This is a genomic window from Paraburkholderia sp. WC7.3g, from assembly GCF_050436345.1.
Taxonomy (GTDB): domain Bacteria; phylum Pseudomonadota; class Gammaproteobacteria; order Burkholderiales; family Burkholderiaceae; genus Paraburkholderia; species Paraburkholderia podalyriae.
In genome coordinates, this window is record NZ_JBNDMA010000002.1 from 1,573,389 (window position 1) to 1,599,660 (window position 26,272).

The window sequence follows — 26,272 nt, forward strand, 5'->3', positions numbered from 1 at the left end:
CACAAAAACAAACGGCCCCACAGACATCGACTGCCGAGCCGCACGAACCATCCTGGCCATCTGGCGAATCGCACGTAACCGCGCCCATCGCCACAAGGTCATTTCACGGTTAAAACTCCACCACCGCGAACTCCGCCTTGCCCACGTCGCACAGCGGACAGCGCCAGTCTGCCGGGATGTCGGCGAAGCGCGTGCCCGCTGCGATGCCGTCTTCGGGCAGCCCGTCTTCCTCGTTGTAGATCCAGCCGCAAATCAGGCAGACCCAGCTCTTGTATTCCGTCACTTCGATTACTTCGCTCACGACACACTCTCTCGTTCAATGCAATGGCCGGCTTGCTTTGCCCCTTTCTGGGGCGCGCGGCGACGCGCAATATTACCGGAATTTGTCAATTCGCCCCCGGAAGACCGCTGCGGCGCGGCCGCAATGCATCCGGGGGCGTGCCCAGGCTCGCGCGGCCGGCTTCGTCACATATAGCGTCTATGCTTGGGTCTGCAGCGATTTGATTAGACAGACGCGGCGCACATGACGCCTGCATCGCGACGATCGGTCTCAGGCGAGGCCGCTGGCGGCATCGCGTGGCCGGATTTCGTTCCCAAAGGAGAGAACAATGTTTAAAAGCACATGGTTGGTCGGCATCGCGACGGCTGGGCTGCTCGCCGCGTCAGGCATGGCGCAGGCGGCGGGCGTGTACTTCGTGCAGCCGGCGGACGGCGCGACCGTCAGCAATCCGGTGCATGTCGTGTTCGGCCTCGACGGCATGAAGATCGCGCCTGCCGGCACGATGACGGAGGGCACCGGGCATCATCATCTGCTGATCGACGGCAAGCCGCCGGCGAAGGGTGAGGTCATCGCCGCGACCGACAAGTCGCTGCACTTCGGCAAAGGCCAGACCGAAACCGATCTGACGCTGCCGCCGGGCGACCATACGCTGACGCTGCAATTCGGCGACGGTGCGCATCGCTCGTACGGGCCGGACATGAGCAAGACGATCACGGTGCACGTCAAGTAAGCCTCTGATCGACAGGGCCGGGCCGGCGCGCATCGCCTGCCCGCCCCGATGACGCTGCGCGCTCCATTGCACGTGTCGTCCCCCCGGCATCCCTGCGACCGGCCCCGCGCCCGGTACAATGAGCAGTTCCGACTCATCGCTGTCTTCCCCCCAATTCCCATGTCGCTTTACACCATTACCGGAGCCCAGCTGGCGTTCGGTCACGTCGCGCTGCTCGACCACGCGGATTTCTCGCTCGAAGCGGGCGAGCGCGTCGGGCTGATCGGGCGCAACGGCGCGGGCAAGTCGTCGCTGTTGAAGATCGTCGCCGATCTGGCCAAACCCGATGACGGCCTGGTCACGCGTCAGCAGCATCTGAGCACGGTCTACGTGCCGCAGGAGCCCGAGTTCAACGCCGACGACACCGTGTTCGACGCAGTCGCCGCCGGTCTCGCCGAGGCGCGCACGCTGCTCGACGAATACGACGCGGTCGCGCATCAGCTCGCCGACACACCCGAGGGCGCCGAGCACGACGCGCTGCTCGCACGTATGAACACGCTGCAATCGTCGCTGGACGCCGCGGACGCATGGAACTGGAGCACCCGCGTCGCGACCACGCTTCAGCAGATCGGCCTGAACGGCGAAGCGCGCATCGGCTCGCTGTCGGGCGGCATGCAGAAGCGCGCGGCGCTCGCGCGTGCGCTCGTCGTGCAGCCCGATGTGCTGCTACTCGACGAGCCGACCAACCATCTCGACTTCGACGGCATCCGCTGGCTCGAAGATCTGCTGGTGTCGCTGCGCGCGGGGCTGCTGTTCATCACGCACGATCGCGCGTTTCTCGACCGCGTCGCGACACGCATCGTTGAGCTCGATCGCGGGCGGCTGCTGTCGTATCCGGGCAATTTCTCCGCGTACCAGACGCGCAAAGCGCAGCAGCTCGAAGTCGAGCGCATCGAGAACGAGAAGTTCGACAAGCTGCTCGCGCAGGAAGAAGTGTGGATCCGCAAGGGTGTCGAGGCGCGCCGCACGCGCAGCGTCGGGCGCATCTCGCGGCTCGTGCAGATGCGCAACGAACGCGCCGAGCGCCGCAACGTGCTGGGCAACGTGAAGCTCGACGTCGGTCAGGGCGAAAAGTCCGGCAAGATCGTCGCGGAACTGACGGACGTGACGAAGCGCTACGGCGAGCGCACGGTGGTGGACCGCTTCACGGACACGGTGATGCGCGGCGACAAGATCGGCTTCGTCGGTCCGAACGGCGCGGGCAAGACCACGCTGCTGAAGCTGATTCTCGGCGAACTCGCGCCGGATGAGGGCAACGTGCGCGTCGGCACGAATCTGCAGGTCGCGTATTTCGATCAGATGCGCGCGGCGCTCGATCTTGAAAAGAGTCTGGCGGACACGATCAGCCCCGGCAGCGAGTGGGTCGAAGTCAACGGCCAGAAGAAGCACGTGATGAGCTATCTCGGCGACTTCCTGTTCGCGCCGGAGCGCGCGCGTTCGCCGGTCAAGTCGCTGTCCGGCGGCGAGCGCAACCGGCTGTTGCTGGCGCGTCTGTTCGCGCGTCCAACCAACGTGCTGGTGCTCGATGAACCGACCAACGACCTCGACATTCCGACGCTCGAACTGCTCGAAGAACTGCTGATCGATTATGACGGCACGGTGCTGCTCGTCAGCCACGACCGCGCGTTTCTCGATAACGTGGTGACGTCGGTGATCGCATCGGAAGGCGGCGGCAAGTGGCGCGAATACGTCGGCGGCTTCACCGACTGGCAGACGCAACGCGATCGCTCGGAACAACTCGCGCTCGACGCGCAGAAAGAGGCGAGCAAGGAAGCGCCGAAAGAACCGGCGCCGAAGGAAAGCGCCGGGGGCCGCAATGCGCAGCGCACCGTGAAGCTGTCGTTCAAGGAGCAGCGCGAACTGGAGGCGCTGCCGAAACAGATTGCGGACCTCGAGGCCGAACAGAAGGCGATCGGCGCGCAGCTCGAAGACGGCTCGGTGTTCGCGAAGGATGCGCGCGAGGGCGCGCGTCTGACGGAGCGCTATGCCGAGATCGACGAAGAGTTGATGCTCGCGCTCGAGCGTTGGGACGAGCTGGAAAACCGCGTCAAGTAATGCGGCGTGTGCGGCCGGCACAAAAAGCAACAGATAAGGCCGCCGCGCACCGCACCGAACAATGCAACGGGCGCACGTCCGTCAGTTGCGCCGATACCTATCGCGCAGCCGTCGCGCGAGCCTTCCATCCTTCGGCGCATGTCCCCCGGCGCCCGCCGCGCCTTGTCCGGTCGGCCAATTCAGCGCGACGTCAATTGCCGGCGTGATCGAAATCAGTACAATACCCCGCGAACAGGCTTCTCCCGGCGGGCTATGCGTCCATGTCCGGCTTTCTGGCGCGCCAGCGGGAGCCGCGCGACAAAACAGCTTGCCCGCATCGCGGGCACCCCGCCTAACCCCGTTGTTTCGTTTCGCTTTTTTTGAAAACTCAACGCCATGTCCACGGCCCTGTCCACAGGATCCGTGCACAACGATGAACCGACGCACCGAGTCAATCATGTCTACGAAAAAGCCAAACGCCGCGTATAGCGAAGCGTCGATCAAGGTGTTGAAGGGTCTGGAGCCGGTCAAGCAACGACCCGGCATGTACACCCGCACCGAGAATCCGCTGCACATCATTCAGGAAGTCATCGACAACGCATCGGACGAAGCCCTCGGCGGCTACGGCCGACAAATCACGGTCACGCTGCACGCGGACCATTCGGTCTCGGTCGACGACGACGGCCGCGGCATTCCGTTCGGCCTGCATCCCGAAGAGGGCGTGCCGGTCGTCGAAATCGTTTTCACGCGCCTGCATGCGGGCGGCAAGTTCGACAAGGCCGCCGGCGGCGCCTACACGTTCTCGGGCGGCCTGCACGGTGTGGGCGTGTCGGTGACGAACGCGCTGTCCACGCGACTCGACGTCACGGTGTGGCGCGACGGCAAGGTCGCCGATTTGAGCTTCGCGCACGGCGACGTCGCGAAACCGCTCGAAGTGCGCGCCGCCGCCAGGGGTGACAAGAAATCCGGCACGCGCGTGACCGCGTGGGCCGATCCGAAATACTTCGATTCGCCGAACCTGCCGCTCGGCGAACTGCAGCGTCTGTTGCGCTCGAAGGCGGTGCTGCTGCCGGGCGTCGAAGTCACGCTCGTCAACGAAAAAACCGGCGAGCAGCAAAGCTGGAAATACGAAGACGGCCTGCGCGGCTATCTGCTCGAAGGCATGAACGGCAGCGACCTGCTGATTCCGCTGTTCGAAGGCGAGCGCTACGCGGAAAGCTCGCGTTCGAGCGAAGAGACGTTCGCCGAAGGCGAGGGCGCGACATGGGTCGTCGCGTGGAGCGAGGAAGGGCCGCTCACGCGCGAGTCGTACGTGAACCTGATTCCGACGCCCGCGGGCGGCACGCATGAGTCGGGCTTGCGCGACGGTCTTTACCAAGCGGTCAAGAGCTTCGTCGAGTTGCACAACCTGCAGCCGAAGGGCGTGAAGCTGCTCGCCGAAGACGTGTTCGCGCGGGTGTCGTTCGTGCTGTCGGCGAAAGTGCTCGATCCGCAGTTTCAAGGCCAGATCAAGGAGCGCCTGAACAGCCGCGATGCGGTGAAGCTCGTGTCGTCGTTCGCGCGGCCGGCGCTCGAACTCTGGTTGAACCAGCACGTCGAGCACGGCAAGAAACTCGCGGACCTCGTGATCAAGCAGGCGCAGGCGCGCACGCGCGCGGGGCAGAAGGTCGAGAAGCGCAAGAGCTCGGGTGTCGCGGTGCTGCCCGGCAAGCTGACCGATTGCGAATCGACGGAAATCGGCCGCAATGAGCTGTTCCTCGTCGAGGGCGACTCGGCGGGCGGCTCCGCGAAGATGGGCCGCGACAAGGAGTATCAGGCCATCCTGCCGTTGCGCGGCAAGGTGCTGAACACGTGGGAAACCGAGCGAGATCGCCTGTTCGCGAACAACGAGGTGCACGACATTTCGGTGGCGATCGGCGTCGATCCGCACAGTCCGGACGACAAGGTCGATCTGTCGAATCTACGCTACGGCAAGATCTGCATTCTGTCGGACGCGGACGTCGACGGCTCCCACATTCAGGTGCTGCTGCTCACGCTGTTCTTCAAGCACTTTCCGCAGCTGATCGAGCGCGGCCATGTGTGCGTCGCGCGGCCGCCGCTGTTTCGCGTCGATGCGCCCGCGCGCGGCAAGAAGCCCGCGCAGAAGCTCTATGCCCTCGACGAAGGCGAGCTCGAGGCGATTCTCGACAAGCTGCGCAAGGACGGCGTGCGCGACAACCAGTGGTCGATCAGCCGCTTCAAGGGTCTCGGCGAAATGAGCGCGGAGCAGCTGTGGGATACGACGATGAATCCCGACACGCGCCGCCTGCAACCGGTCGCGCTCGGCGTACTCGACTACGACGCGACCGTCGCGCGCATGACGATGCTGATGGGCAAGGGCGAGGCGGCGTCGCGCCGCAGCTGGCTCGAAGAGAAGGGTAACGAAGTGGAAGCGGACATCTGAGCGCCGCGCGCTGCACCACCGCATATGACACTTCAAGCCAAACACGGACACGGAATCTAGATGGACGACGATAACACTCTCGACCTTTTCAACGAGCCGCCGTCGGACAGCGACGTGCTGACGCTCGGCAACTACGCGGAGCGCGCGTACCTCGAGTATGCGGTCAGCGTGGTCAAGGGCCGCGCGCTGCCGGATGTTTGCGACGGCCAGAAGCCGGTGCAGCGCCGCATCCTGTTCGCGATGAACGAGATGGGCCTCGGCGACAACGCGAAGCCGGTCAAATCGGCGCGCGTGGTCGGCGACGTGCTCGGTAAGTACCACCCGCATGGCGACCAGTCCGCGTACGACGCACTCGTGCGTCTCGCGCAGGACTTCTCGATGCGCTATCCGCTGATCGACGGCCAGGGCAACTTCGGCTCGCGCGATGGCGACGGCGCGGCGGCGATGCGTTACACCGAAGCGCGCCTGACGCCCATCGCGAAGCTGCTGCTCGCCGAAATCGACCAGGGCACGGTCGACTTCATGCCGAACTACGACGGCTCGTTCGAAGAGCCGAAGGTGCTGCCGGCGCGTCTGCCGTTCGTGCTGCTCAACGGCGCATCGGGCATCGCCGTCGGCCTCGCAACGGAAATCCCGTCGCACAACCTGCGCGAAGTCGCGGGGGCGGCGGTCGCGCTGATCCGCAACCCGAAACTCTCGCACGCGGAGCTGATGCAGCATGTGCCAGGTCCGGACTTCCCCGGCGGCGGCCAGATCATTTCGAGCGAGGCGGAAATCGCCGCCGCGTACGAAACCGGCCGCGGCAGCCTGAAGGTCCGCGCGCGCTGGAAGATCGAAGATCTCGCGCGCGGCCAGTGGCAACTCGTGATCACCGAAATGCCGCCGAATACGGCCGCGCAGAAGGTGCTCGAGGAAATCGAAGAACAGACCAACCCGAAGATCAAGCTCGGCAAGAAGGCACTGACGCCCGAGCAGTTGCAGACGAGGCAGACGCTGCTCGCGCTCGTCGACGCGGTGCGCGATGAATCGGGCAAAGACGCGCCGGTGCGTCTCGTGTTCGAGCCGAAGTCGAGCCGCATCGATCAGACCGAGTTCGTCAACACGCTGCTTGCGCACACGAGCCTCGAATCGAACGCGCCGCTGAACATGGTGATGGTCGGCGGCGATGGCCGGCCGCGTCAGAAGGGGTTGAGCGAAATCCTGCACGAGTGGATCGCGTTCCGTTTCACGACGGTGACGCGCCGCACGCGGCATCGTCTGTCGAAGGTCGACGACCGGATTCATATTCTCGAAGGCCGGATGATCGTCTTCCTGAATATCGACGAAGTCATCCGCATCATTCGCGAATCGGACGAGCCGAAGGTCGCGCTGATGGCCGCGTTCGGGCTGACGGACCGCCAGGCCGAGGACATCCTCGAAATCCGGCTGCGTCAGTTGGCGCGCCTCGAGAAGATCAGGATCGAGAAGGAGCTGGCCGAGTTGCGCGACGAGAAGGCCAAGCTCGAAGAGCTGCTCGGCAGCGAATCGGCGATGAAGCGGCTGCTGATCAAGGAAATCGAAGCCGACGCGAAACAATATGGCGACGAGCGCCGCACGCTGATCCAGCAGGAAAAGCGCGCGACGTTCGAAGCGCGCGTGGTCGACGAGCCGGTGACGGTCGTGGTGTCGCAGAAGGGCTGGGTGCGCGCGCTGAAGGGCCACGGCCTCGACCCCGCGGGCTTCAGCTTCAAGGCCGGCGACGGCCTCTATGCGGCGTTCCAGTGCCGCACGCCCGACACGTTGATCTCATGGGGCAGCAACGGGCGCGTCTATTCGGTCGCGGTGGCTCAGCTGCCGGGCGGACGCGGCGACGGCGTGCCGGTCACGTCGTTGATCGAGCTCGAATCGGGCAGCCATCTGATGCACTACTACGCCGCGCCGGCGGAACAGGCGCTGCTGCTCGCGTCGAGCAACGGCTTTGGCTTTATCGCGAAGGTCGGCGACATGGTGAGCCGCGTGAAGGCCGGCAAGTCGTTCATGACGATCGATGCCGGTGCCGCGCCGCTCGCGCCGATGCCGATGCTGCCGGATGCGGCGCAGGTCGCGTGTCTGTCGTCGGGCGGGCGTCTGCTCGTGTTCGGCCTCGACGAGATGAAGACGCTGTCGGGCGGTGGCCGCGGCGTCACGCTGATGGCGCTCGACGACAACGAGACGCTCGTGCAGGCGCTTGCGATCAACAAGGCCGGCGTGATGCTGATCGGCACGCGCCGTGGCGGCCGCGTCGACGAAGAGAAGCTTGCCGGCGCCGGGCTTGCCGCGCATGTCGGCAAACGCGCGCGCAAGGGACGCGCGCCCGACAGCAAGCTGAAGCTCGACAGCATGCGCCCGGTCCTACCGGCTTAGTGGAGTCTCGACAAAATACGATGCAATCGACGTCGATATCCGGAACTGCCCGCATCACGCATGGTCGAACGCGCTCGGTTGCTGCTGAGCGGGATCGAGTGTCCTAAATGGTGTGGCGTCGTCGGGAGAGGAAAATTACATGAACAAAGCTATCGAAGTCGCGCTTTTTCTGCATCTGCTCGGGGTGGCGGTGTGGGTCGGCGGTATGGTGTTCGCGCATTTCTGCCTGCGTCCGGCGCTCGGCGATCTGTCGCCGCAACTGCGCCTGCCGCTATGGGAGTCGGTGTTCGGCCGCTTCTTCAACTGGGTCGGGGTGTCGGTGCTCGTGATCCTGATCAGCGGCGGCTTTCTGCTGATGCAATTCGGCGGCGGTCATGCCAGTTGGCCTCTGCATGCGATGGCCGGCCTCGGCATCGTGATGATGCTGATCTTCGGGCATATCCGCTTCGCGGTGTATCCGCGCATTCGCCGCGCCGTGCAGGCGCAGAAGTGGCCCGATGGCGCGCAAGCGGTCGGCACGGTCCGCCGTCTGGTGCTGATCAATCTCGTGCTGGGTGTGGTGACGATCGGCGTCGCGGTGCTGTCGCGCGGATTCTGATCTGCCGATATCGCCGATCGCCAGCGGCGCGGCTGGCGTGGTGTGGCGTGAGCCGCGACACGTCACGTCGCGGCGCCGTACGCGAGCCACGAACCGCACGCCCGCCCTTTAATTGTTGGTGCTCGATACGCTGCTTGTGCTGTCGGCTTCGTGCGCGGCGCGGCGGGCGCTCAGCTTGTTCATACCGCATATCCCGAAGCGATCGAGCAGTGCGGGGATCGCCTCCACCGGCACCGGACGCGAGAACAGGAAGCCCTGTGCCTCGATATTGCCGAGCGCGGCCAGCCACGCGATCTGCTCTTCGGTCTCCGTGCCTTCGACGACCACCGTGAGCCCGAGCGAGCGCGCGAGGTTGACGATCGCGGTGACCATCACGCAGACGCTGCGATCGCCGGGGATCGCCTGGACGAACGAACGGTCCACCTTCAGCGTATCGACGGCGAAGCGGTTCAGATAGGACAGCGACGAATAGCCGGTGCCGAAATCGTCGAGCGCGATGCGTACGCCGAGACGCTTCAACGCGAAGATTTTTTCGGAGACGACTTCCGGAAATTCCATCATCGTCGTTTCGGTGATTTCGAGCTCGAGGCGGCGCGCGGAGATGCCGGTTTTCTCGATCGCGCGTGAGATCGTTTCGAACAGGTCACCGCGCCAGAACTGCACCGCCGAGATATTCACCGCGAGCGACAGCGTGTCGTAGCCCTGCTGCTGCCATTGCGCGAGCTGACGGCATGCGGTCTCGATCACGAAGTCGCCGATCGGCACGACCAGGCCGGTCGACTCGGCCACGGGGATGAATTCGCTGGCCGCAATCAGTCCATGTTGCGGATGGTTCCAGCGCACGAGCGCTTCGAAGCCGGTAATGCAGCGACGCGCCAGATCGATCTTCGGTTGGTAGGCGAGGAACAGTTGCCCCTCGACGAGCGCGACGCGCAACTGCTGCTCCCACTTCATCAGATGGTCGGCGCGATGCGACAGATGCGGCGAATAGAACTGATAGCAGTTCTTGCCCGCGTCCTTCGCGCTGTACATCGCGAGGTCGGCTTTTTTCAGCAGGTCGATCTCGCTTTCGTTGGCGACCGAGTACAGCGCGATGCCGATGCTCGCATGCAGCACGAACGAGCTGCCGCGCACCTCGAACGGCTTCGAGAACGCTTCCGCGGCGGCTTCGGCGAGCACGACCGCGCGCTTCTCGACATCGTCGCCCTTGATCACGACGACGAACTCGTCGCCGCCGATGCGGCTCAGCGTGCCGTTCTCGCCGACCGCGGTGGCGAGGCGCGAGGCCGTCATCTGCAGCACGATGTCGCCGGCGTTGTGGCCGAGCGTGTCGTTGACGGTCTTGAAGTTGTCGAGGTCGATAAAAAGAATCGCGAGGCGGCCGAGACTGAACGGCTGCGCGACGTCGTGGCGCAGCGCCTGCAGCGTCGCATAGCGATTGCGCAGGCCGGTCAACAGATCGTATTCGACGAGTTGCGTCATCTCGCGCTCGCGACCGAGCAGCTTGCCGATCAGGCCGGTGGCGACCGCGAAGAAGCTGAGCATCGCGAGCGAGATGAAGCCCGCCATCAACAGATAGACGTTGCGCGTGTGGTTGTAGTCGGCGAATTCTTCGCCCTGCGAAAGACCGACGAGCACGCCGAGCGGATAGCCGTCGATGTGCCGGTACGACACGATGCGTGTGACGTTGTCGATCGAATCGACGTAAGTGCCCGACACGTGCTCCGAAGTCGGATACGTGCCGCTCGCGGTGAACGTGCTGCTCGCCTTGCTGGTGTTGCCGGTGCGGCGCGCGAGCACGGTGCCGCGGTCCGAGATCACCGCGATCACGCCTTCGCGGCCGATCGCCGCGTTGTTGTAGAAGTCCGACGTGAAGTAGCCCGGATCTTCGGAGACCACGATGACGCCCGCGAAAGAGCCGTCCGGATGATTGAGGCGCCGCGTCATCTGCAGCGTCCAGTGACCCGACACGCGGCCGAGCACCGGCTTGCTGATGTACAGCTGGTCGTCGTTCTCGTGCTCGTGGACCTTGAAGTGCTCGCGGTCCGACAGGTCGATGTGAACGGGATTCAGTTCGGCCGTAGTGGCGAGCAGTCTGCCGTGCTCGTCGATTATCGACACCTGCACGAGCGTTTCGCTTTGCACGACGCCTTTTTCGACCGTGCTCGCGAGATCGAAATGATTGGGCGTCTTTTCGAACTCGTACTTGACGAAGCGCGTGATCTGATCGACCTGGTGTATCGCCTTGATGGTGTGCTGCTCGAGCGCCGCGGAAAGTATGGCGGAAGACGCCATCGCTTCGCGGTACGTCGCGTCCCTTTCTACCGACAGCCGCGCGAAGATCACGGTCCACAGCAGGATCAGTACGAGTACCCCGAGCGCAGGAATGACGAGCAACGCGCGCCGGCGCGTGACCATTGGATCGCGTCGCGGCCTGGTGTCGCGCGGCTCGGAGAAGCGGGACTGAGTCATCGTGCGGGCCTTGGCTGGGTGCGGGCCGCTTGCAAACGCACGGGCATCGACTGCGCGAAATAGATGGATGGCTGCATGGAGACCAAGGTGCCAAAGCTGCTGCGCAGGAGGAGAGAGCGTGGCGCCGCGCCGGACCGTCCACAGGTCATCGGACAGGGTTCGCTATATACGTCTCGATATTACTGAATGGCACTGGATTAAGGAAGCGTCCGGGCATGGGGTATACGCTGGCGCGGCGGCGCCTCTGTCCGGCTGTTCATGTGCGCTGCATCGCCGGTCTTGTGACGCGATCGATCGGTGGTGTGTCGAAGACTTCATCGACACCCGGCCCGCGATGAATTCGGAGAACCAGGTATGGCGACGTCATCGCGCTGAGGCTTTTTGTGGTGTGAAGTGGCGACTTGCGGCGTCTCGTGGCGTGTGCGCGAAGCCGCAATTCGCTTACGCGAGCCGGCACGTGCCGTCGACGATGGTCACCGAAGGCCCGCCGATCCAGATCTTGCCGCGCGCATCGTCGTAGTGGACCGACACGTCGCCCGCGCGGCCGAGCGCGGTGCCCTGACGCGCCGTGTAGCGCGCGCCGGGACGACGTTGTTGCAGGTTCAGCAGACCCGCGAGTGCGGCATTGGCGCTACCCGTCACTGGGTCTTCGCCGATGCCGAAGCCGCCGCCCGCCATCAGGCAACGGACTTCGAACGTCGCGGGGCCGTCGGCGTCGTGCGGCCCGTACACCGCAACACCATGTGTGTCGACCGCATGCACGAGCTCGGCGAGCGCCGCCGTATCAGGGTCGAGCGCGAGGCAGGCGCGCGCCGAATCGACGCGCACGACGAGCCACGGTGCGCCGTTGTCGACCGCGCACGGCGGCGCGCTGAAGTCGATCGCCTGACTACGTAAAGCCGTAGACAGCGCTGCGTAACGATGCTCGGCGAGTGGTGTCACGCGCGCGGGCGGCGCGGCGAACGCCCATGCGCCGTGCATGCTGTCGGCGCCGTCGAGCGCTTCGAGTTCGACGAGACCCACGCCGCATTGCTGGATCAGCTTGCCGGCCTGCTTCGGCCGGTAGCCGCTTTCACGCAAAGCATGTGCGGTGCCCAGCGTCGGATGACCCGCGAATGGCAACTCGCCGCCCGGCGTGAAGATGCGTACGCGATAGTCGGCGGCCGCATCGGTGGGCTTCAGCAGAAACGTGGTTTCCGACAGATTGGTCCAGCGCGCGATGGCCTGCATTTGCGCGGTATCGAGCGTGTCGGCATCGAACACGACGGCAAGCGGATTGCCCTTGAACGGTGTCGACGTAAACACGTCGACCTGTTTGAAACGAACGGTGTGAGCGGACATCGACAGGCCCCGGCGCAATGGACGTTAAGGGAATTCGCGGATTCTATCTGCCTGCGCGCCGGCGATCCACCGTCGCCATAAAACAGAAACGCGCCGCCGGTGCGTGACACCCGACGGCGCGTTTGAATCGCAATGCGGCGTGAATCATGTACGAATCCGACGCAACACCGCATGCGTCGTCACATTGCGTCGACGCTATTGGACCTCGGCGATCAGCTCGATCTCGACGCACGCGCCGAGCGGGATCTGTGCGACGCCGAACGCCGAGCGCGCGTGCTTGCCGCGCTCGCCGAATACGTCGGCGATCAGCTCGGATGCGCCGTTCGTGACCAGATGCTGCTCGATGAAATCGAGCGACGAGTTGACGAGGCTCATCAGCTTGACGATGCGCGTCACGCGGTTCAGGTCGCCGACGTGCGCATGCAAGGTGGCGAGCAGGTCGATCGCGATCGAGCGCGCCGCGGCCTTGCCTTCGTCGGTGCCGAGCGTCGCGCCGAGCTTGCCGACCCACACCTTGCCGTCCTTCTTCGCGATGTGGCCCGACAGGTACACCGTGTTGCCGCTTTGCGCGCTCATCACGTAGGCCGCTGCCGGCGCACCCGCCGCCGGCAGTTCGATGCCGAGTTCCTTGAGCTTGTCGTACACATTCGATTGAGCCATGTCTTGTCCTCGTTTCGGTGAGATTGGATGAATGCGGGCGGGGCGAAATCCGCACGCAACGCGCGTGGTAACTTCGCCCCGATGGCAGTGCGGCTAGCGCCGTTCAGATTTTTGCGCGCACGATTGCGGCCAGACGCGCCACGCCTTCGTCGATTTTAGCCGGTGGCACCGTGACGAACGACAGACGCAGCGTGTTGTGCTGCGCGTCGCTCGCGAAGAACGGAGCGCCCGGTACGAACGCGACGTTTTGCGCGACCGCTTCCTCGAGCAGCTTCATGGTGTCGATCGCCGCCGGCAGATTGACCCAGATGAACATGCCGCCTTCCGGGCGGTTCCAGCTGACGCCTTCGGGCATATAGCGTTCGAGCGCGGCGAGCATCGCGTCGCACTGGTCGCGATACAGCTCGCGGATCGTCGGCACGTGCGTGTCGAGGAAACCGTCCTTGACCACTTCGTGCACGATGCGCTGCGTGAAGCTCGGCGTGTGCAGGTCGGTGGCCTGTTTGGCCTGCACGAGTTTGAAGATCAGCTCTTCGGGCGCGATGATGAAGCCGACGCGCAGACCCGGCGCAAGCACCTTCGAGAACGAGCCGAGATAGACGATGTGATCGGGCGCCATCGACAGCATCGTCGGCAGCGGTTCGCCCGCGTAGTCGAGCGCGCCGTAGGGGTCGTCTTCGATCACCGGGAACGGCGCGGTCTTCGCGAACTCGGCGAGTGCGCGGCGGCGTTCGACCGGCAGACGGCGGCCCGTCGGATTCTGGAAATTCGGCTGCGAGTACAGCAGACGCGCGCCTTGGGTCAGTTCCGGCTGCAGACTTTCCGGGATCAGGCCCTGCTCGTCCGTCGGCACCTGCACGTAGTGCGGCTCGTACATCGAAAACGATTGCAGCGCGCCGAGGTAGGTCGGCGTTTCGACCAGCACCGGGCTATCCACGCAGACGAGCACCTTGCCGAGCAGGTCGAGCGCCTGTTGCGAACCGGTAGTAATCAGCACCTGCGACGCACGGATCTGCGCGCCGTTGAGCGAGTGGCGTTGCGCGACCCATTCGCGCAGCGGCAGATAGCCTTCGGTCGCGCTGTACTGCAGCGCCGCGGCGGGCGTGTCGCGCAGGATGCGGTCGGACGCCTCGCGCATGCGCTCGGCCGGGAAGGTGGCCGGCGAGGGCAGGCCGCCGGCGAAGGAGATGACTTCGGGCCGTTCCGTGACCTTGAGGATCTCGCGGATCGCGGAGCTCGTGAGCTTGCGTGCGCGTTCGGACAATTGCCACATCGGGGCTTTCAGATCGCTTTGGTCCATGATCTCCTCTACTGGTATTTCTGGAACCGGTCAAAACTTCGATTATCGCGTGACTCGGCAACCGTTGCCGCAGGCAGGCCAGCAGGGTGCCACCGGTCTGCCGAACCACGCGCTGCTTATCCGAGAGTTCGCGGACCCTCGGGTGTTTCAAATTCCGCGACGAGCGCCGCGGCGCCGTCGGTCGGCTGGACGTCGAGCAGGTGCGCGGCGCCGAGCCAGCGCAGTTGTTCGCCGATCAACTCCGGCCGTGGATGCACGGCTTTCAATGCCTTCAGCGCGAGGTTCGTCGGCGCGAGCAGCTGCGACGGATGACGCGTCGAGTCCCACTGGATCAGCGATGGCAGCACGCCGTCGCCGGCGCCTTGCCAGGCGGGGAACGACCCGTCGTCGGGCATCGTCAGGCCCCACGTGAAATCGCCGCGCGTCATCGGTACGACCGGCGCGATGCGCTGCGGGTACTGCGCCTGCCACGTCGCGAGGTGCTTCGGCCGCTCGACGCGCGCGACCCAATGCGACAGATACGGCCCGCCTTCGAGTCGCGCCTGCGTCGCCGGGTTGTCGAGCGCGAACAGGCGCGGGCGCGGCGTGGCGCCGTCGGCTGCGTCGGCCGCGGCTCGCGGATCGATCGCGATCACTTCAAGGTAGACGCCGGCCCACAGGCCGAGCAGGCGATTATGGGTGCGCATCAGCGGATGCGCGCCGCCGCCGGCCGGTGCGACGCCGAGCGTATCGGCGACGTACTGGACACCCTCGTCCAGCGTGCGCGCGGAGACGACGAGATGATCGAGACTGAGCGATTGAGCTGTCATGGCTGTCATGGCGGATCGACGGAAAACGCTGTTTTGCGCAAAGGCTAGCTGCGCGCCACGCGTAACGGCTGCGCTGCCGGGGCCGTAAGCATAACCGTTGCCGGATCGATCGGCGCGCCATGCGGATGGTTTTGCATGGCGTCACCACCGTCGCGGGATTCAAATGTAACGGCCGTGACCTGCACAGTAACGGTACAATCGGCGCGATACTGTTCGGTACAGTTGGAGCCCGTCATGTCCGTCCCGCTTGCCCAGATTCCCGCCCCGCACGACACCGCGTCGCTGACGCTGGTCGAACAGCTGGTTCAATGGGCGCGGCGCCGCATCGAGGAGCGCGTGTTCCGCCCCGGCATGCGCATGCCGTCGATCCGCAAGCTCGCGCTCGACAAGGGCGTGTCGCGCTTCACGGTGGTCGAGGCCTACGAGCGGCTCGTCGCGCAGGGTTTTCTGGAGTCGCGGCGTGGTTCCGGCTTCTATGTGCGCGAACGCCAGGGCGGCGCGGCGACGGTCTCCGAGCTGCGCCCGCGCGCCGAGACGCTGCCCGCGCCGGCCAATATCGACGTCGTCTGGCTGCTGCGCAATATGCTGCACACGGGCGCGCGGCCCGAGCGCAGCCCGGGGCTCGGCTATCTGCCGGCGCGCTGGCTCGACGGCGACCTGATCACCAACGCGCTGCGCACGCTCGGCCGGCAAAGCGGCATGCAGATGCTCGGCATCGGCACCGCGCAAGGTTTCCTGCCGCTGCGCCAACAGTTGCAGACGCGGCTCGAGGAGTTGGAGATCGGTGCGTCGCCCGAGCAGATCGTGATGGTGTCCGGCATCACGCAGGCGATCGACCTCATTTCGCGCATCTACGTGAAGCCGGGCGATGCGGTGATCGTCGGCGATCCGGCGTGGTTTCAAATGTTTGGCTGCTTCGCGTCGCAGGACGCGCGGCTCGTCGGCATGCCATACACGCCGGAGGGCCCCGATCTCGACACGCTCGAAGCGCTGGTCCAGCAATGGCGCCCCAAAATGCTGGTGATCAACTCGGTGCTGCAGAACCCGACCGGCACGTCGCTGAGCGCCGCGCAGGCGTTCCGCATCCTGCGGCTTGCCGAGGCGTACGACTTCATCGTCGTCGAGGACGACATCTACGGCGACCTGTGCCCGCCCGGCTACCCGGGCACGCGGCTCGCGAGCCTCGATCAGTTGAAGCGCGTGATCTACCTGGGCAGCTTCTCGAAGACACTTGCGCCGAATCTGCGCGTCGGTTTCGTCGCGTGCGCGCCAGAAGTCGCGATGGTGCTCAGCAATCAGAAGATGCTGGTCGGCATGACGAGCCCCGAGTTGAACGAGCGCGTGATCTACAAGATCCTGACCGAGGGCCACTACCGGCGGCACGTCGAGCGCATCCGCGCGCGCCTCGACGGCGTGCGCGAGAAGGCCGTGCGGATGATCGAGAAGACCGGCATGAAGCTGTTCCTGACGCCGACGGCCGGCATGTTCCTGTGGGCCGACACCGGCGTCGACGCGGGCGCGCTCGCCGCGGCCGCGCACGAAGCCGGCTATCTGCTGACGCCGGGCGGCCTGTTTTCGCCGCAGCAGTCGCCAAGCACGTGGATGCGCTTCAATATCGCCAATTGCGGCGATCCAGAATTACCAGCGTTTCTGAGCCGTTATCTCGACGGCGTCGCGCGCCGCGCCTCTTGAAACCGCGCCGGATCGTCCCCATTTGCGCGAACGATCCGGCGGTCCGGCGATCCGGCACGGCAGGCCCGAAGCGCGGTTTGAATCCGCTTCGGCCGCCGCCCATCCCCCATTCGCAACAGAGAGGAAGTCCGACCATGGCACAAGAAACCATGAGCTTTCAGGCAGAAGTGAAGCAACTTCTGCAACTGATGATCCATTCGCTGTACAGCAACAAGGAAATCTTTTTGCGCGAGCTGATCTCGAACGCGTCCGACGCGGCCGACAAGCTGCGCTTTGAGGCGATCGAAAACAGCGCGCTGTACGAAAACGATTCGAACCTGCGAATTCGCGTGTCGTACGACAAGGCCGCGCGCACCGTCACGGTCGACGACAACGGCATCGGCATGAGCCGCGACGAAACGATCGCGCACCTCGGCACGATCGCGCGTTCGGGCACGAAGGAGTTCTTCGGCAAGCTGTCCGGCGACCAGCAGAAGGACGCGGCGCTGATTGGCCAGTTTGGCGTTGGCTTCTACTCGGGCTTCATCGTCGCGGACAAGATCACCGTCGAGACGCGCCGCGCCGGTTTGCCGGCCTCGGAAGGCGTGCACTGGGAAAGCGCGGGCGAGGGCGATTTCGCGGTCGAGACGATCGAGCGCGCCGCGCGCGGCACGACCATCACGCTGCATCTGCGTGCCGATGAAGACGAGCTGCTGTCGTCGTATCGGCTGAAGTCGATCATCCAGAAGTACTCGGACCACGTCGCGCTGCCGATCCTGATGAAGAAGGAAGAGTGGGACGCGGAAAAGAGCGAGATGGTCACCAAGGACGAGGACGAGACCGTCAATCAGGCCAGCGCGCTGTGGACCCGTTCGAAGAACGACATCACCGACGATCAATACAAGCAGTTCTACCAGCACGTCTCGCACGACCATCAGGATCCGCTGACGTGGACGCATAACCGCGTCGAAGGCCGCAGCGAATACACGCAGCTGCTGTACGTGCCGGCGCACGCGCCGTTCGACCTGTGGAACCGCGAGCAGCGCGGCGGACTGAAGCTGTACGTGAAGCGCGTGTTCATCATGGACGACGCCGAGCAACTGCTGCCCACGTACCTGCGCTTCGTGAAGGGTGTGGTCGATTCGGCCGATCTGCCGCTCAACGTATCGCGCGAAATCCTGCAGGAAAGTCGCGATGTGAAGGCGATCCGCGAAGGCGTGACCAAGCGCGCGCTGTCGATGCTCGAAGAACTGGCCAACGCGGACAACGACGCCGATAAGGAAAAGTACGCCGGCTTCTGGAAGGAATTCGGCCAGGTGCTGAAGGAAGGCATCGGCGAGGACTTCGCCAATCGCGAGCGCGTCGCGAAGCTCGTGCGCTTTGCGACGACGCATACGGGCACGGCCGAGCAGACCGTGTCGCTGGCCGACTACGTCGCTCGCATGAAGCCCGAGCAGACGAAGATCTACTACGTGACCGCCGACACGTGGCAGGCCGCGTCGAACAGCCCGCATCTCGAAGTGTTCCGCAAGAAGGGCGTGGAAGTGCTGCTGCTGACCGATCGCGTCGATGAATGGATGCTGTCGTTCCTGAACGAATTCGACGGTAAGCCGCTGCAAAGCGTCGCGCGCGGCGACCTCGATCTCGGCGCGCTGAACGACGAGGAAAAAGAGGCGCAGGAGAAGATCGGCGAAGCGTTCAAGCCGCTCGTCGAGAAGATGAAGGAAGCGCTGAAGGACAAGGCGAAGGACGTGCGTCTGACGTTCCGCCTGACCGACTCGCCGTCGTGCCTCGTCGCCGACGACGGCGAAATGAGCGGCTACCTGCAGCGCATGCTGAAGGCCGCGGGCCAGCAGGCGCCGGAGTTCCATCCGATTCTCGAAGTGAATCCGGAGCACGCGCTCGTGAAGGGCCTGCATGCCGATAGCGCGAATTTCGGCGACTGGTGCCATCTGCTGTTCGATCAGGCGCTGCTTGCCGAAGGCGGCGCGCTGGAAGATCCGGCGAGCTTCGTGAAGCGCACCAATGCGTTGCTGCTGGCGCGCGCGGGTTGAGCGTCGGTGAAGGTGAGTTGGGCCCGTTGATGTCGCCGTTGTCGGATTGACGCTTCGTGGTTGAGAAATGCGCTGCTTCGGCAGCGCATTTTTTTTACCTGTAGTTTGCGTCGGCTTCCAGGCTGAAGGGGCGCGCACGATTGCCGCGGTCGTCGCCGCGACCAATTGCCGTCGGACCACGCCGCTATAATCCGACACCATGCCTATCCGTTTCGATCCCGCCGACGCCCACTGGCGCGTCGCGCCTTTGCCCACTTTCAGCGCTGCTGAGAAAGACTGGCTGACCCGAGGCGGTTCACTGACCGCGCATCTGCGTGCGCTCGGCGTGGTCACGGTGCGCGTGACCCGCGAAACCGTCGCGCTGCCGTGGCCCGACGAAGCCGCCGCGCTCGGACTCGCGCCGCGCGCGCCCGTGTGGGTGCGAGAAGTGGTGCTGTCGGTCGATGGTGTGCCGTTCGTCGCCGCGCATAGCGTGACGCCGCGCGCCGTGAGCGTCGGTGTCTGGCAGGCGACGCGGCGGCTGCGCACGCGGCCGCTCGCCGAGCTGCTGTATAGCGATAGCAGTGTCGCGCGCTCGTCGCTGGTGAGCCGCAGGGTCGGGGAGCGGCATCCGTTGTATCGGCTGGCCGCGCCTGAGATCGGCGGCGGCGCCCGGCATGCGCCGCATGGGCTGGTCGCGCGACGCTCGGTGTTCGAGCGGCATCGTGCGCCGTTGATGGTGACGGAGTGCATGTTGCCGGCATTGTGGGAGCATTTGCGTGCGTTAGACGCGGCCGATCGCGCGCAGCTGGCCGGCTCGGGCGCCCGCGCGGCGCAGGTCGCGCTCGCGCGGATACGCGAGCACGGTCGTCCGCTCGATCACACTGCGTCGCGGGCCCATGCCGCGGCGCGCACGTCGGGCGACCGGAGCCGCTGATGTTGCGCGGCTTTCCCCCGGTCGCCGCGGCCGACACGCACACGCTGATACTCGGCAGTTTTCCCGGCGAAGCGTCGCTGGCCGCGGCGCAGTATTACGCGCATCCGCGCAACCAGTTCTGGCGCCTGCTCGGCGCGGTGCTCGACGAACCTTCGCTGCACGAGTTGCCCTACGAAGCGCGCCTCACGCGCGTGCTGGCGCATCGCATCGGCATCTGGGACGTGCTCGACGCATGCCACCGTGACGGCAGCCTCGACTCGGCGATTCGCAATGCGCAGGCAAACGACTTCGACTCGTTGAGAGAGCATGCGCCGTTGCTGAAGAAGGTTTGCTTCAACGGCAAGACGGCGGGGCGGTTTGCGCCGGTCATCGGTGCGGCAGGCTATCAAACGCTCGTATTGCCGTCGTCGAGTCCGGCGCATGCTGCGCTCTCTTTCGATCAGAAGCTGCTGGTTTGGCGCGAGATCGTGTCCTGACCCCGGCGCAACACATCCTGTCGCCAGCCGGGGCTGCTGCGGCCGACAGCCGGCCATTCGCCGTCAAAGATCGAGCCCAAGAAACCGCGTGCCCTCGACGGGATTTTCGTAGTACGGCGCGATTTCGACGAATCCTGAGCGCTCGTAAATGCGCTGTGCGAAACGGGTTTGCGGAACCGAGTCGAGGACCAGCGTCGAGAATCCCAACGTCTTGGCCTTGCGGATCACCGACGCAATCAGCGCTTCGCCGAGAGACATCCCTCTGAATGCTTCGCGAACATAGAGCCGTTTGATTTCCGCGGTCCCGGCCGTATGACGAAGCAGCCCCGCGCAACCGGCAAGCTCGCCGCCGGCGTCGGCGACGAAGAACATGCCGGAAGGCAAGGTATAAACCTGTTCGAACGCGTCCATTTCGGCGTCGAATCCACGATACGACAGATCCATATCCAGCCAGCGGACATACTCGCGGATCAAGGCGACGAGGTTGTGCGTATCAGCAGGGAACACGGCTTCGCGAACGATCGGCGGCGACATTTGCATCGCGGCTCTCAGATCCATACGTCGTTTGCCGCCGTTCTTTCGTTGGTCGTATCGCCGGTGTTGACGACGCCGCGCGGTTCGATCAGCAGCAGCTTCACTTCGGACTCGGCATACGGCTTGTGCTCGACTCCCTTGGGAACCACGGCCATTTCTCCCGGCAACAACTCGATCGAGCGGTCGCGGAAGTCGATGCGCAACCGGCCGTCGAGGACGATGAACGTCTCGTCGGTGTCGGCATGCCGGTGCCAAACGAAGTCGCCGGCTATCTTCACGACCTTGAACTGATAGTCGTTCATTTCCGCAACGACGCGCGGCTGCCAGTGACCGTCGATCTGGCGGATCTTGTCGAGCAGGTTGATCGTCCTGGATTGGCCCCGTTGCTCGGGTGCCGGCGGGGAATCGGTGCGCATGGTTGCTCCATTCGGGTGATAGCTGGAATTGAGCTTAGGCCGGCCGCGGGCCCGTGTCTTGAACGATCGTGCACGCCTGCTAGCCTGCGCGCCGATCGCTCATCATCGCGAGCCAACGCGCGGGAGGGATCCCGTATGCGTGGCGAAAATGTCGGGTCATGTGGCTCTGGTCGGCGAAGCCGGCGGCGGCCGCGGTGTCCGCGAGGCAAACGCCGCGCAGCATCATCGCGCGCGCCGCTTCGAGCCGGCGCATGACCAGGTAGTGATAAGGACTGGTGCCGTAAAAGGTTCTGAAATCGCGCGACAGGCTCCAGCGGTCCTGTCCGCTGACGGCGGCTAGTTCATCGAGCGTGACGGCGCGGGTGCACGATGCAAGCAGATATTCCCGCGCACGCTGCGCCGCCGCGAAGTCCGCGGATTTGCGCGTCGATCGCGCGCCCGACGCGCTATCCAGCGCGAGCGCGAGGCCGGCAACAGCGTCGTCGCGTTCAAGCGGCTCCGCGTCGGCGCATAGCTGGCGCAGCGCTGTTTGCGTCGCTTCGAACAGACGCGGATCGTTGGTGACGCCGCCTTCGACGAACGGCAACGCCTGGCCACCAAGGACCTGTTGGATCGCGGCGGGCTGCACGTAAATCATCTGATAACGAAATCCGTCGTTCGTGCCGGCCTGACCGTCGTGGGCTTCGTCGGGATGCAGGACCATCGTCTGTCCGGGCAGGCTGGTGCGCAAGCCGCGCCGGTAATGGAAGCACTGAACGCCGGCGAGGGTCACGCCGATCGCGTACGTGTCGTGCCGATGCAGGGAATACGCGTTGCCGTGGAAAAAGGCTTCGATGCGTTCGACTCCGCCGATGGATTCCGAACGGGAAATCCAGTCGGATTGGGCTTTCGTGGTCACGCCGTCCATCACACTCTCCGGGCTCGTTTGCGCAGATCCGCGGGAACCTCCGTATCGGCTCATTGTATCTGTGTGGACGCTCGGCGCACGGTGGGGCAGCTCGCTGGCGTTGCGCACGTTCGTGCCAACCTGCGGCCGGTCAGTCCACCGCACCCCCGCCGACGCAACCCACCGGAATCCCGCTTTTGCGCCAGCACAAAAATGAGGCAGAATCAAACGTGCGACCCGCCCAGTGTTGTCGCTTTCCTGATCGACGTTCGTGCCTCCAGCCCAGCCCGCACCACGCGCGCGACATGCCTTTCAACTGCCCGCCCAGAGCCCAGCAATGACGACCCAGCAACCGACCATCATCTACACCCTCACCGACGAGGCCCCGCTGCTCGCGACCGCCGCGTTCCTGCCGATCATCCGGTCCTTCACGGCGCCGGCCGGCATCGAGGTCGAAACCAGCGACATTTCGGTCGCGGGCCGCATCCTCGGCGAGTTCCCCGAGTTTCTGACCGAAGCGCAACGGGTGCCCGACAACCTCGCGGAGCTCAGTCGCCTGACCTCGTTGCCCGACACCAACATCATCAAGCTGCCCAACATCAGCGCATCGGTGCCGCAACTGACGAGCGCGATCAGGGAACTGCAGGCGAAGGGCTACAAGGTGCCCGACTATCCGGAAGATCCGAAGACCGACGAACAGAAGGCGATCCGCCAACGCTACTCGAAGTGTCTCGGCAGCGCGGTGAACCCGGTGCTGCGCGAGGGCAACTCGGACCGTCGCGCGCCGGCCGCGGTGAAGAACTACGCGCGCAAGCATCCGCACAGCATGGCCGAATGGAGCATGGCGTCGCGCACGCACGTCGCGCACATGCGGCACGGCGACTTCTATCACGGCGAAAATCGATGACGCTCGATCGCGCGCGCGACGTGAAGATGGAACTCGTGACGAAGAACGGCAAGACGATCGTGCTGAAGCCGAAGGTTGCGCTGCAGGACGGCGAGATCATCGACAGCATGTTCATGAGCAGGAAGGCGCTGCTCGCGTTCTATGAAGAGCAGATGGAAGACGCGCGCGAAACCGGCATGATGCTGTCGCTGCACGTGAAGGCGACGATGATGAAGGTGTCGCACCCGATCGTCTTCGGCCACGCGGTGAAGGTGTTCTACAAGGACGCGTTCGCGAAGCACGGCAAGCTGTTCGACGAACTCGGCGTGAACGTCAACAACGGCCTCGCCAATCTTTACGAGAAGCTCGAGACGCTGCCGGAATCGCAGCGCGAGGAAGTCATCCGCGACCTGCACGCGTGCCACGAACATCGTCCGGAACTGGCGATGGTCGATTCGGCGAAGGGCATCTCGAACCTGCACGCGCCGAACGATGTGATCGTCGACGCGTCGATGCCGGCGATGATCCGCCTCGGCGGCAAGATGTGGGGCGCCGACGGCCGTCCGAAAGACACCAAGGCAGTGATCCCCGAGAGCACCTTCGCGCGCATCTATCAGGAGATGATCAACTTCTGCAAGACCAACGGCGCGTTCGATCCGGTCACGATGGGCACCGTGCCGAACGTCGGCCTGATGGCGCAGCAGGCGGAAGAATACGGCTCGCACGACAAGACCTTCGAAGTGCCGGAAGACGGCGAGGCGCGCATCGTCGATCTCGCGAGCGGCGAGGTGCTGCTCACGCAGAACGTCGAGCAGGGCGACATCTGGCGCATGTGCGAGGTGAAGGGCGCGGCGATCCGCGATTGGGTCAAACTCGCGGTCACGCGCGTGCGCAATTCCGGCACGCCCGCGGTGTTCTGGCTCGACCCGTATCGTCCGCACGAAGCGGAACTGATCAGGAAGGTCGAGACCTGCCTGAAGGATTACGACACCACGGGCCTCGACATCCAGATCATGTCTCAGGTGCGCGCGATGCGTTACACGCTGGAGCGCGTGGTGCGCGGGCTCGATACGATCTCGGTCACCGGCAACATCCTGCGCGATTATCTGACCGATCTGTTCCCGATCATGGAGCTGGGCACCAGCGCGAAGATGCTGTCGATCGTGCCGTTGATGGCGGGCGGCGGCATGTACGAGACCGGCGCGGGCGGTTCGGCGCCGAAGCACGTGAAGCAGCTCGTCGAAGAGAACCATCTGCGCTGGGACTCGCTTGGCGAATTTCTCGCGCTCGCGGTGTCGCTCGAAGAACTGGGCATCAAGACCGGCAACAACAAAGCGAAGATCCTCGCGAAGACACTCGACACCGCGACCGGCAAGCTGCTCGACAACAACCGCAGCCCAAGCCCGAAGACCGGCGAGCTCGACAATCGCGGCAGCCAGTTCTATCTGGCGATGTTCTGGGCGCAGGAACTGGCCGCGCAAACGGACGATGCCGCGCTCGCCGCGCAGTTCGCGCCGCTCGCGACGCAACTGACTGCCAACGAGCAGGTGATCCTCGCGGAGCTGGCCTCGGTGCAGGGTGCGCCGGCGGACATCGGCGGCTATTACAAGCCGGACTTCAACCTGCTCGGTGAGGTGATGCGGCCGAGCCGCACGTTCAATGAGGCGCTGAAGGCGGTTCGCGTCGAGTGACGCAACCGGAAGGGAAACGAAGGCGAGCCGCCGGCGGGCGGCTCGTCGCAGGCAACGGCGGCGAATGCTGCCGACGAATGCGGCCGACGAATGCTGCCAACCAACGCGTTCAGTACTGCACGACGATCGCGACCCGCCGATTCGCCGCTCGCGCGGCCGCGTCATCGCCCGCGACCAGCGGGAAGTTGTCCGCCCGCCCGATCGCGGCCAGCCGATGCGGTTCGATCCCACGTTCGACCAGATACCTGACCACCGCCCCCGCGCGAGCCGACGACAGCTCCCAGTTGGACGCATACTTCGCGGTCGAAATCGGCACGCTGTCGGTATGGCCTTCGACGAGCAGATTCCCCGTCGAATCCTTTTGCAGTACCTGCGCGATCTGATTCAGTACCTCGAACGAATCGGGCAGCAGCCGCGCATCGCCGGCATTGAACAGGATCTTCGCGTTGACGGCGAATTCGACGCCGTGCGGCACGTCCGTCACGGTGATCAAGCCTTTCTCGCGCAGCGCATCGAGCAGTACGGTCAGTTGCTTGCGCGCATCCAGTTGAGTGCCGCCGGCCGGCGCGGGCGCGCTCTGCTGCGCCGTTTTCGTTTCGAGCGTCTGATACCTGAGCTCGAGTTGCTTCGATTTCGCCAACTGCAACACGTACAGCGCAAGGAACAGCACCATCATCGTCGTGACGAGATCCGCGTACGAGATCAGCCAGCGGCCGCCCTCGGTGCCTTCGCCGCCGTGTTCGGCGTGATCGTCCGTGCCGCTGGCGAGGCGCTTGCCGCCAGACGTCGTTTGCATACGTGATAGTTCCGTTTCGAATGACAGCGCGCCGCAGAGCCACGCGCCCTATGACAGGCTCAGGCCAGCGACTCGGCCGCGCGCCCGCGCACTTCGCCCGTCAGGCGCGTCTCGATCGTATGCGGCGACTCCTTGCGCGAAATCGCGAGCAGTCCGTCGAGATAAAGCCGGCGGAACCGCACCTCGCTGTCGACCTGCGCCTGCAGCTTGCCGTACAGCGGCAGAAACACCAGATTCGCGAGCGCGAGACCATACAACGTGGCGACGAACGCCGTCGCGATGCCCGAGCCGAGTTGCGCCGGGTCGAGAATATGATGGGTGACCTGGATCAGCCCGAGCACCGAGCCGAGAATGCCGAACGTCGGCGCATAGCCGCCGGCCTGCTGCCACACGCGCGCCGCCGCCATGTGATTGCGCGCGTACGCATCGAGCTCGCGCTGCAGCGCATCTTCGAGCACGGCGGTCGATACGCCGTTGGCGAGCAGTTCGAGCCCGCGTCTGGCGAACCGATGAATGCCGCTCACGTCCATCGATTCGAACGCGAGCAGGCCGTTGAGCTTCGCCTGGTCACCCCATTCGAGCAGGTCCGACAGACTCTTCTGGTCGACCTGCCGAGCGCGCGTGAACGCGAGGCCGAGCAGCTTCATCGCATCGAAAAAACGTGCCCACGTGTTCTGGATCATCACCGCGCCGAGCGTGCCGCCGAGCACGATGACGAACGCCTCGTACTGGAACAGCGTCAGAAAATGCCCGCCTTCGAGCGCAAAGCCAAAAACGATTGCCGCTCCACCGAACAGCACACCCAATAACGTCAACAGATCCATGCTTTTCCTCGAACGGCGCCGCGCTCACGCTGCG

Annotated in this window: 20 protein-coding genes and 1 pseudogene; 10 read left to right on the plus strand and 11 right to left on the minus strand. The window is 64.8% G+C overall.

The window, feature by feature from the left end:
- Positions 1–109: 109 nt before the first annotated feature.
- Complete coding sequence (locus tag OKW43_RS18770; protein WP_312892707.1) at positions 110–301, minus strand: rubredoxin; 192 nt, start codon at positions 299–301, stop codon at positions 110–112.
- 307 nt (positions 302–608) lie between these two features.
- Here OKW43_RS18770 and OKW43_RS18775 point away from each other — a divergent pair, with 307 nt between their 5' ends.
- The 5 genes from OKW43_RS18775 to OKW43_RS18795 all read left to right on the plus strand — a co-directional run bounded on the left by OKW43_RS18775 (position 609) and on the right by OKW43_RS18795 (position 8,506).
- On the plus strand, positions 609–1,010 hold the full coding sequence (locus OKW43_RS18775) for a DUF4399 domain-containing protein (protein ID WP_187635104.1): 402 nt from the start codon (positions 609–611) through the stop codon (positions 1,008–1,010).
- 159 nt (positions 1,011–1,169) lie between these two features.
- Positions 1,170–3,104, plus strand: a complete 1,935-nt coding sequence (locus tag OKW43_RS18780; protein WP_187635103.1) for an ATP-binding cassette domain-containing protein — start codon at positions 1,170–1,172, stop codon at positions 3,102–3,104.
- 436 nt (positions 3,105–3,540) lie between these two features.
- Positions 3,541–5,526 (plus strand): DNA topoisomerase IV subunit B, encoded by a 1,986-nt coding sequence (locus tag OKW43_RS18785; RefSeq protein WP_187635102.1) that lies wholly within the window; start codon positions 3,541–3,543, stop codon positions 5,524–5,526.
- A gap of 60 nt (positions 5,527–5,586) precedes the next feature.
- Entirely contained in the window at positions 5,587–7,908 is a 2,322-nt protein-coding gene (gene parC / locus OKW43_RS18790; RefSeq protein WP_187635101.1) for a DNA topoisomerase IV subunit A, read from the plus strand.
- 139 nt (positions 7,909–8,047) lie between these two features.
- Positions 8,048–8,506 (plus strand): CopD family protein, encoded by a 459-nt coding sequence (locus OKW43_RS18795; RefSeq protein WP_026225677.1) that lies wholly within the window; start codon positions 8,048–8,050, stop codon positions 8,504–8,506.
- 108 nt (positions 8,507–8,614) lie between these two features.
- Here OKW43_RS18795 and OKW43_RS18800 read toward each other — a convergent pair whose 3' ends face one another.
- From OKW43_RS18800 to OKW43_RS18820, 5 genes are all read right to left on the minus strand, one after another.
- A complete protein-coding gene (locus tag OKW43_RS18800; protein ID WP_429449023.1) occupies positions 8,615–10,978 on the minus strand; it encodes a bifunctional diguanylate cyclase/phosphodiesterase in 2,364 nt (787 codons plus the stop codon).
- Positions 10,979–11,419: 441 nt separating this feature from the next.
- Entirely contained in the window at positions 11,420–12,319 is a 900-nt protein-coding gene (locus tag OKW43_RS18805) for a PhzF family phenazine biosynthesis protein (RefSeq protein WP_429449025.1), read from the minus strand.
- Positions 12,320–12,514: 195 nt separating this feature from the next.
- Positions 12,515–12,979 (minus strand): RidA family protein, encoded by a 465-nt coding sequence (locus tag OKW43_RS18810; RefSeq protein ID WP_429449027.1) that lies wholly within the window; start codon positions 12,977–12,979, stop codon positions 12,515–12,517.
- A gap of 103 nt (positions 12,980–13,082) precedes the next feature.
- A complete protein-coding gene (locus OKW43_RS18815; protein WP_429449029.1) occupies positions 13,083–14,279 on the minus strand; it encodes a PLP-dependent aminotransferase family protein in 1,197 nt (398 codons plus the stop codon).
- Between the two features lie 116 nt (positions 14,280–14,395).
- Positions 14,396–15,088: a VOC family protein gene (locus OKW43_RS18820; RefSeq protein ID WP_429451723.1), complete on the minus strand. Its 693-nt coding sequence runs from the start codon at positions 15,086–15,088 to the stop codon at positions 14,396–14,398.
- A 234-nt stretch (positions 15,089–15,322) separates the two neighbouring features.
- On the opposite strand from OKW43_RS18820, the gene OKW43_RS18825 reads away from it, so the two are divergent.
- From OKW43_RS18825 to OKW43_RS18840, 4 genes are all read left to right on the plus strand, one after another.
- Positions 15,323–16,780, plus strand: coding sequence for a PLP-dependent aminotransferase family protein (locus tag OKW43_RS18825; RefSeq protein ID WP_429449031.1), 1,458 nt, complete (start codon positions 15,323–15,325; stop codon positions 16,778–16,780).
- 134 nt (positions 16,781–16,914) lie between these two features.
- Positions 16,915–18,813 (plus strand): molecular chaperone HtpG, encoded by a 1,899-nt coding sequence (gene htpG, locus OKW43_RS18830; RefSeq protein WP_429449033.1) that lies wholly within the window; start codon positions 16,915–16,917, stop codon positions 18,811–18,813.
- 199 nt (positions 18,814–19,012) lie between these two features.
- Positions 19,013–19,729, plus strand: a complete 717-nt coding sequence (locus OKW43_RS18835) for a chorismate--pyruvate lyase family protein (protein WP_187635093.1) — start codon at positions 19,013–19,015, stop codon at positions 19,727–19,729.
- A complete protein-coding gene (locus OKW43_RS18840) occupies positions 19,729–20,205 on the plus strand; it encodes a DNA-deoxyinosine glycosylase (protein ID WP_187635092.1) in 477 nt (158 codons plus the stop codon). The genes OKW43_RS18835 and OKW43_RS18840 overlap by 1 nt, the downstream gene beginning before the upstream one ends.
- 63 nt (positions 20,206–20,268) lie before the next feature.
- Here the strand turns inward: OKW43_RS18840 and OKW43_RS18845 are convergent, their stop codons facing one another.
- The 3 genes from OKW43_RS18845 to OKW43_RS18855 all read right to left on the minus strand — a co-directional run bounded on the left by OKW43_RS18845 (position 20,269) and on the right by OKW43_RS18855 (position 22,062).
- On the minus strand, positions 20,269–20,745 hold the full coding sequence (locus OKW43_RS18845; protein ID WP_187635154.1) for a GNAT family N-acetyltransferase: 477 nt from the start codon (positions 20,743–20,745) through the stop codon (positions 20,269–20,271).
- Between the two features lie 8 nt (positions 20,746–20,753).
- Positions 20,754–21,155 carry a cupin domain-containing protein gene (locus tag OKW43_RS18850; RefSeq protein WP_429449036.1) on the minus strand — a complete coding sequence of 134 codons (402 nt, stop codon included), beginning with the start codon at positions 21,153–21,155 and terminating at the stop codon, positions 20,754–20,756.
- Positions 21,156–21,234: 79 nt separating this feature from the next.
- The gene (locus tag OKW43_RS18855; protein ID WP_429449038.1) at positions 21,235–22,062 is read right to left on the minus strand and encodes an AraC family transcriptional regulator; all 828 of its coding nucleotides are present in this window, start codon (positions 22,060–22,062) and stop codon (positions 21,235–21,237) included.
- Between the two features lie 316 nt (positions 22,063–22,378).
- Between OKW43_RS18855 and OKW43_RS18860 the strand changes: the two are divergent.
- Positions 22,379–24,618 (plus strand): annotated as a pseudogene (locus tag OKW43_RS18860) (NADP-dependent isocitrate dehydrogenase).
- Between the two features lie 109 nt (positions 24,619–24,727).
- Here the strand turns inward: OKW43_RS18860 and OKW43_RS18865 are convergent.
- Positions 24,728–25,414 (minus strand): OmpA/MotB family protein, encoded by a 687-nt coding sequence (locus tag OKW43_RS18865; protein ID WP_429449040.1) that lies wholly within the window; start codon positions 25,412–25,414, stop codon positions 24,728–24,730.
- Positions 25,415–25,473: 59 nt separating this feature from the next.
- Positions 25,474–26,238 carry a flagellar motor protein gene (locus tag OKW43_RS18870; protein ID WP_429449042.1) on the minus strand — a complete coding sequence of 255 codons (765 nt, stop codon included), beginning with the start codon at positions 26,236–26,238 and terminating at the stop codon, positions 25,474–25,476.
- Positions 26,239–26,272 lie beyond the last annotated feature (34 nt).

Excerpts from the sequence above, each read along its gene's own strand:
- OKW43_RS18775 (WP_187635104.1), top strand. The coding sequence starts at position 609 with ATGTTTAAAAGCACATGGTTGGTCGGCATCGCGACGGCTGGGCTGCTC.
- OKW43_RS18780 (WP_187635103.1), top strand. The coding sequence starts at position 1,170 with ATGTCGCTTTACACCATTACCGGAGCCCAGCTGGCGTTCGGTCACGTC.
- OKW43_RS18785 (WP_187635102.1), top strand. The coding sequence starts at position 3,541 with ATGTCTACGAAAAAGCCAAACGCCGCGTATAGCGAAGCGTCGATCAAG.
- parC (WP_187635101.1), top strand. The coding sequence starts at position 5,587 with ATGGACGACGATAACACTCTCGACCTTTTCAACGAGCCGCCGTCGGAC.
- OKW43_RS18795 (WP_026225677.1), top strand. The coding sequence starts at position 8,048 with ATGAACAAAGCTATCGAAGTCGCGCTTTTTCTGCATCTGCTCGGGGTG.
- OKW43_RS18800 (WP_429449023.1), bottom strand. The coding sequence starts at position 10,978 with ATGACTCAGTCCCGCTTCTCCGAGCCGCGCGACACCAGGCCGCGACGC.
- OKW43_RS18805 (WP_429449025.1), bottom strand. The coding sequence starts at position 12,319 with ATGTCCGCTCACACCGTTCGTTTCAAACAGGTCGACGTGTTTACGTCG.
- OKW43_RS18810 (WP_429449027.1), bottom strand. The coding sequence starts at position 12,979 with ATGGCTCAATCGAATGTGTACGACAAGCTCAAGGAACTCGGCATCGAA.
- OKW43_RS18815 (WP_429449029.1), bottom strand. The coding sequence starts at position 14,279 with ATGGACCAAAGCGATCTGAAAGCCCCGATGTGGCAATTGTCCGAACGC.
- OKW43_RS18820 (WP_429451723.1), bottom strand. The coding sequence starts at position 15,088 with ATGACAGCTCAATCGCTCAGTCTCGATCATCTCGTCGTCTCCGCGCGC.
- OKW43_RS18825 (WP_429449031.1), top strand. The coding sequence starts at position 15,323 with ATGTCCGTCCCGCTTGCCCAGATTCCCGCCCCGCACGACACCGCGTCG.
- htpG (WP_429449033.1), top strand. The coding sequence starts at position 16,915 with ATGGCACAAGAAACCATGAGCTTTCAGGCAGAAGTGAAGCAACTTCTG.
- OKW43_RS18835 (WP_187635093.1), top strand. The coding sequence starts at position 19,013 with ATGCCTATCCGTTTCGATCCCGCCGACGCCCACTGGCGCGTCGCGCCT.
- OKW43_RS18840 (WP_187635092.1), top strand. The coding sequence starts at position 19,729 with ATGTTGCGCGGCTTTCCCCCGGTCGCCGCGGCCGACACGCACACGCTG.
- OKW43_RS18845 (WP_187635154.1), bottom strand. The coding sequence starts at position 20,745 with ATGCAAATGTCGCCGCCGATCGTTCGCGAAGCCGTGTTCCCTGCTGAT.
- OKW43_RS18850 (WP_429449036.1), bottom strand. The coding sequence starts at position 21,155 with ATGCGCACCGATTCCCCGCCGGCACCCGAGCAACGGGGCCAATCCAGG.
- OKW43_RS18855 (WP_429449038.1), bottom strand. The coding sequence starts at position 22,062 with ATGGACGGCGTGACCACGAAAGCCCAATCCGACTGGATTTCCCGTTCG.
- OKW43_RS18865 (WP_429449040.1), bottom strand. The coding sequence starts at position 25,414 with ATGCAAACGACGTCTGGCGGCAAGCGCCTCGCCAGCGGCACGGACGAT.
- OKW43_RS18870 (WP_429449042.1), bottom strand. The coding sequence starts at position 26,238 with ATGGATCTGTTGACGTTATTGGGTGTGCTGTTCGGTGGAGCGGCAATC.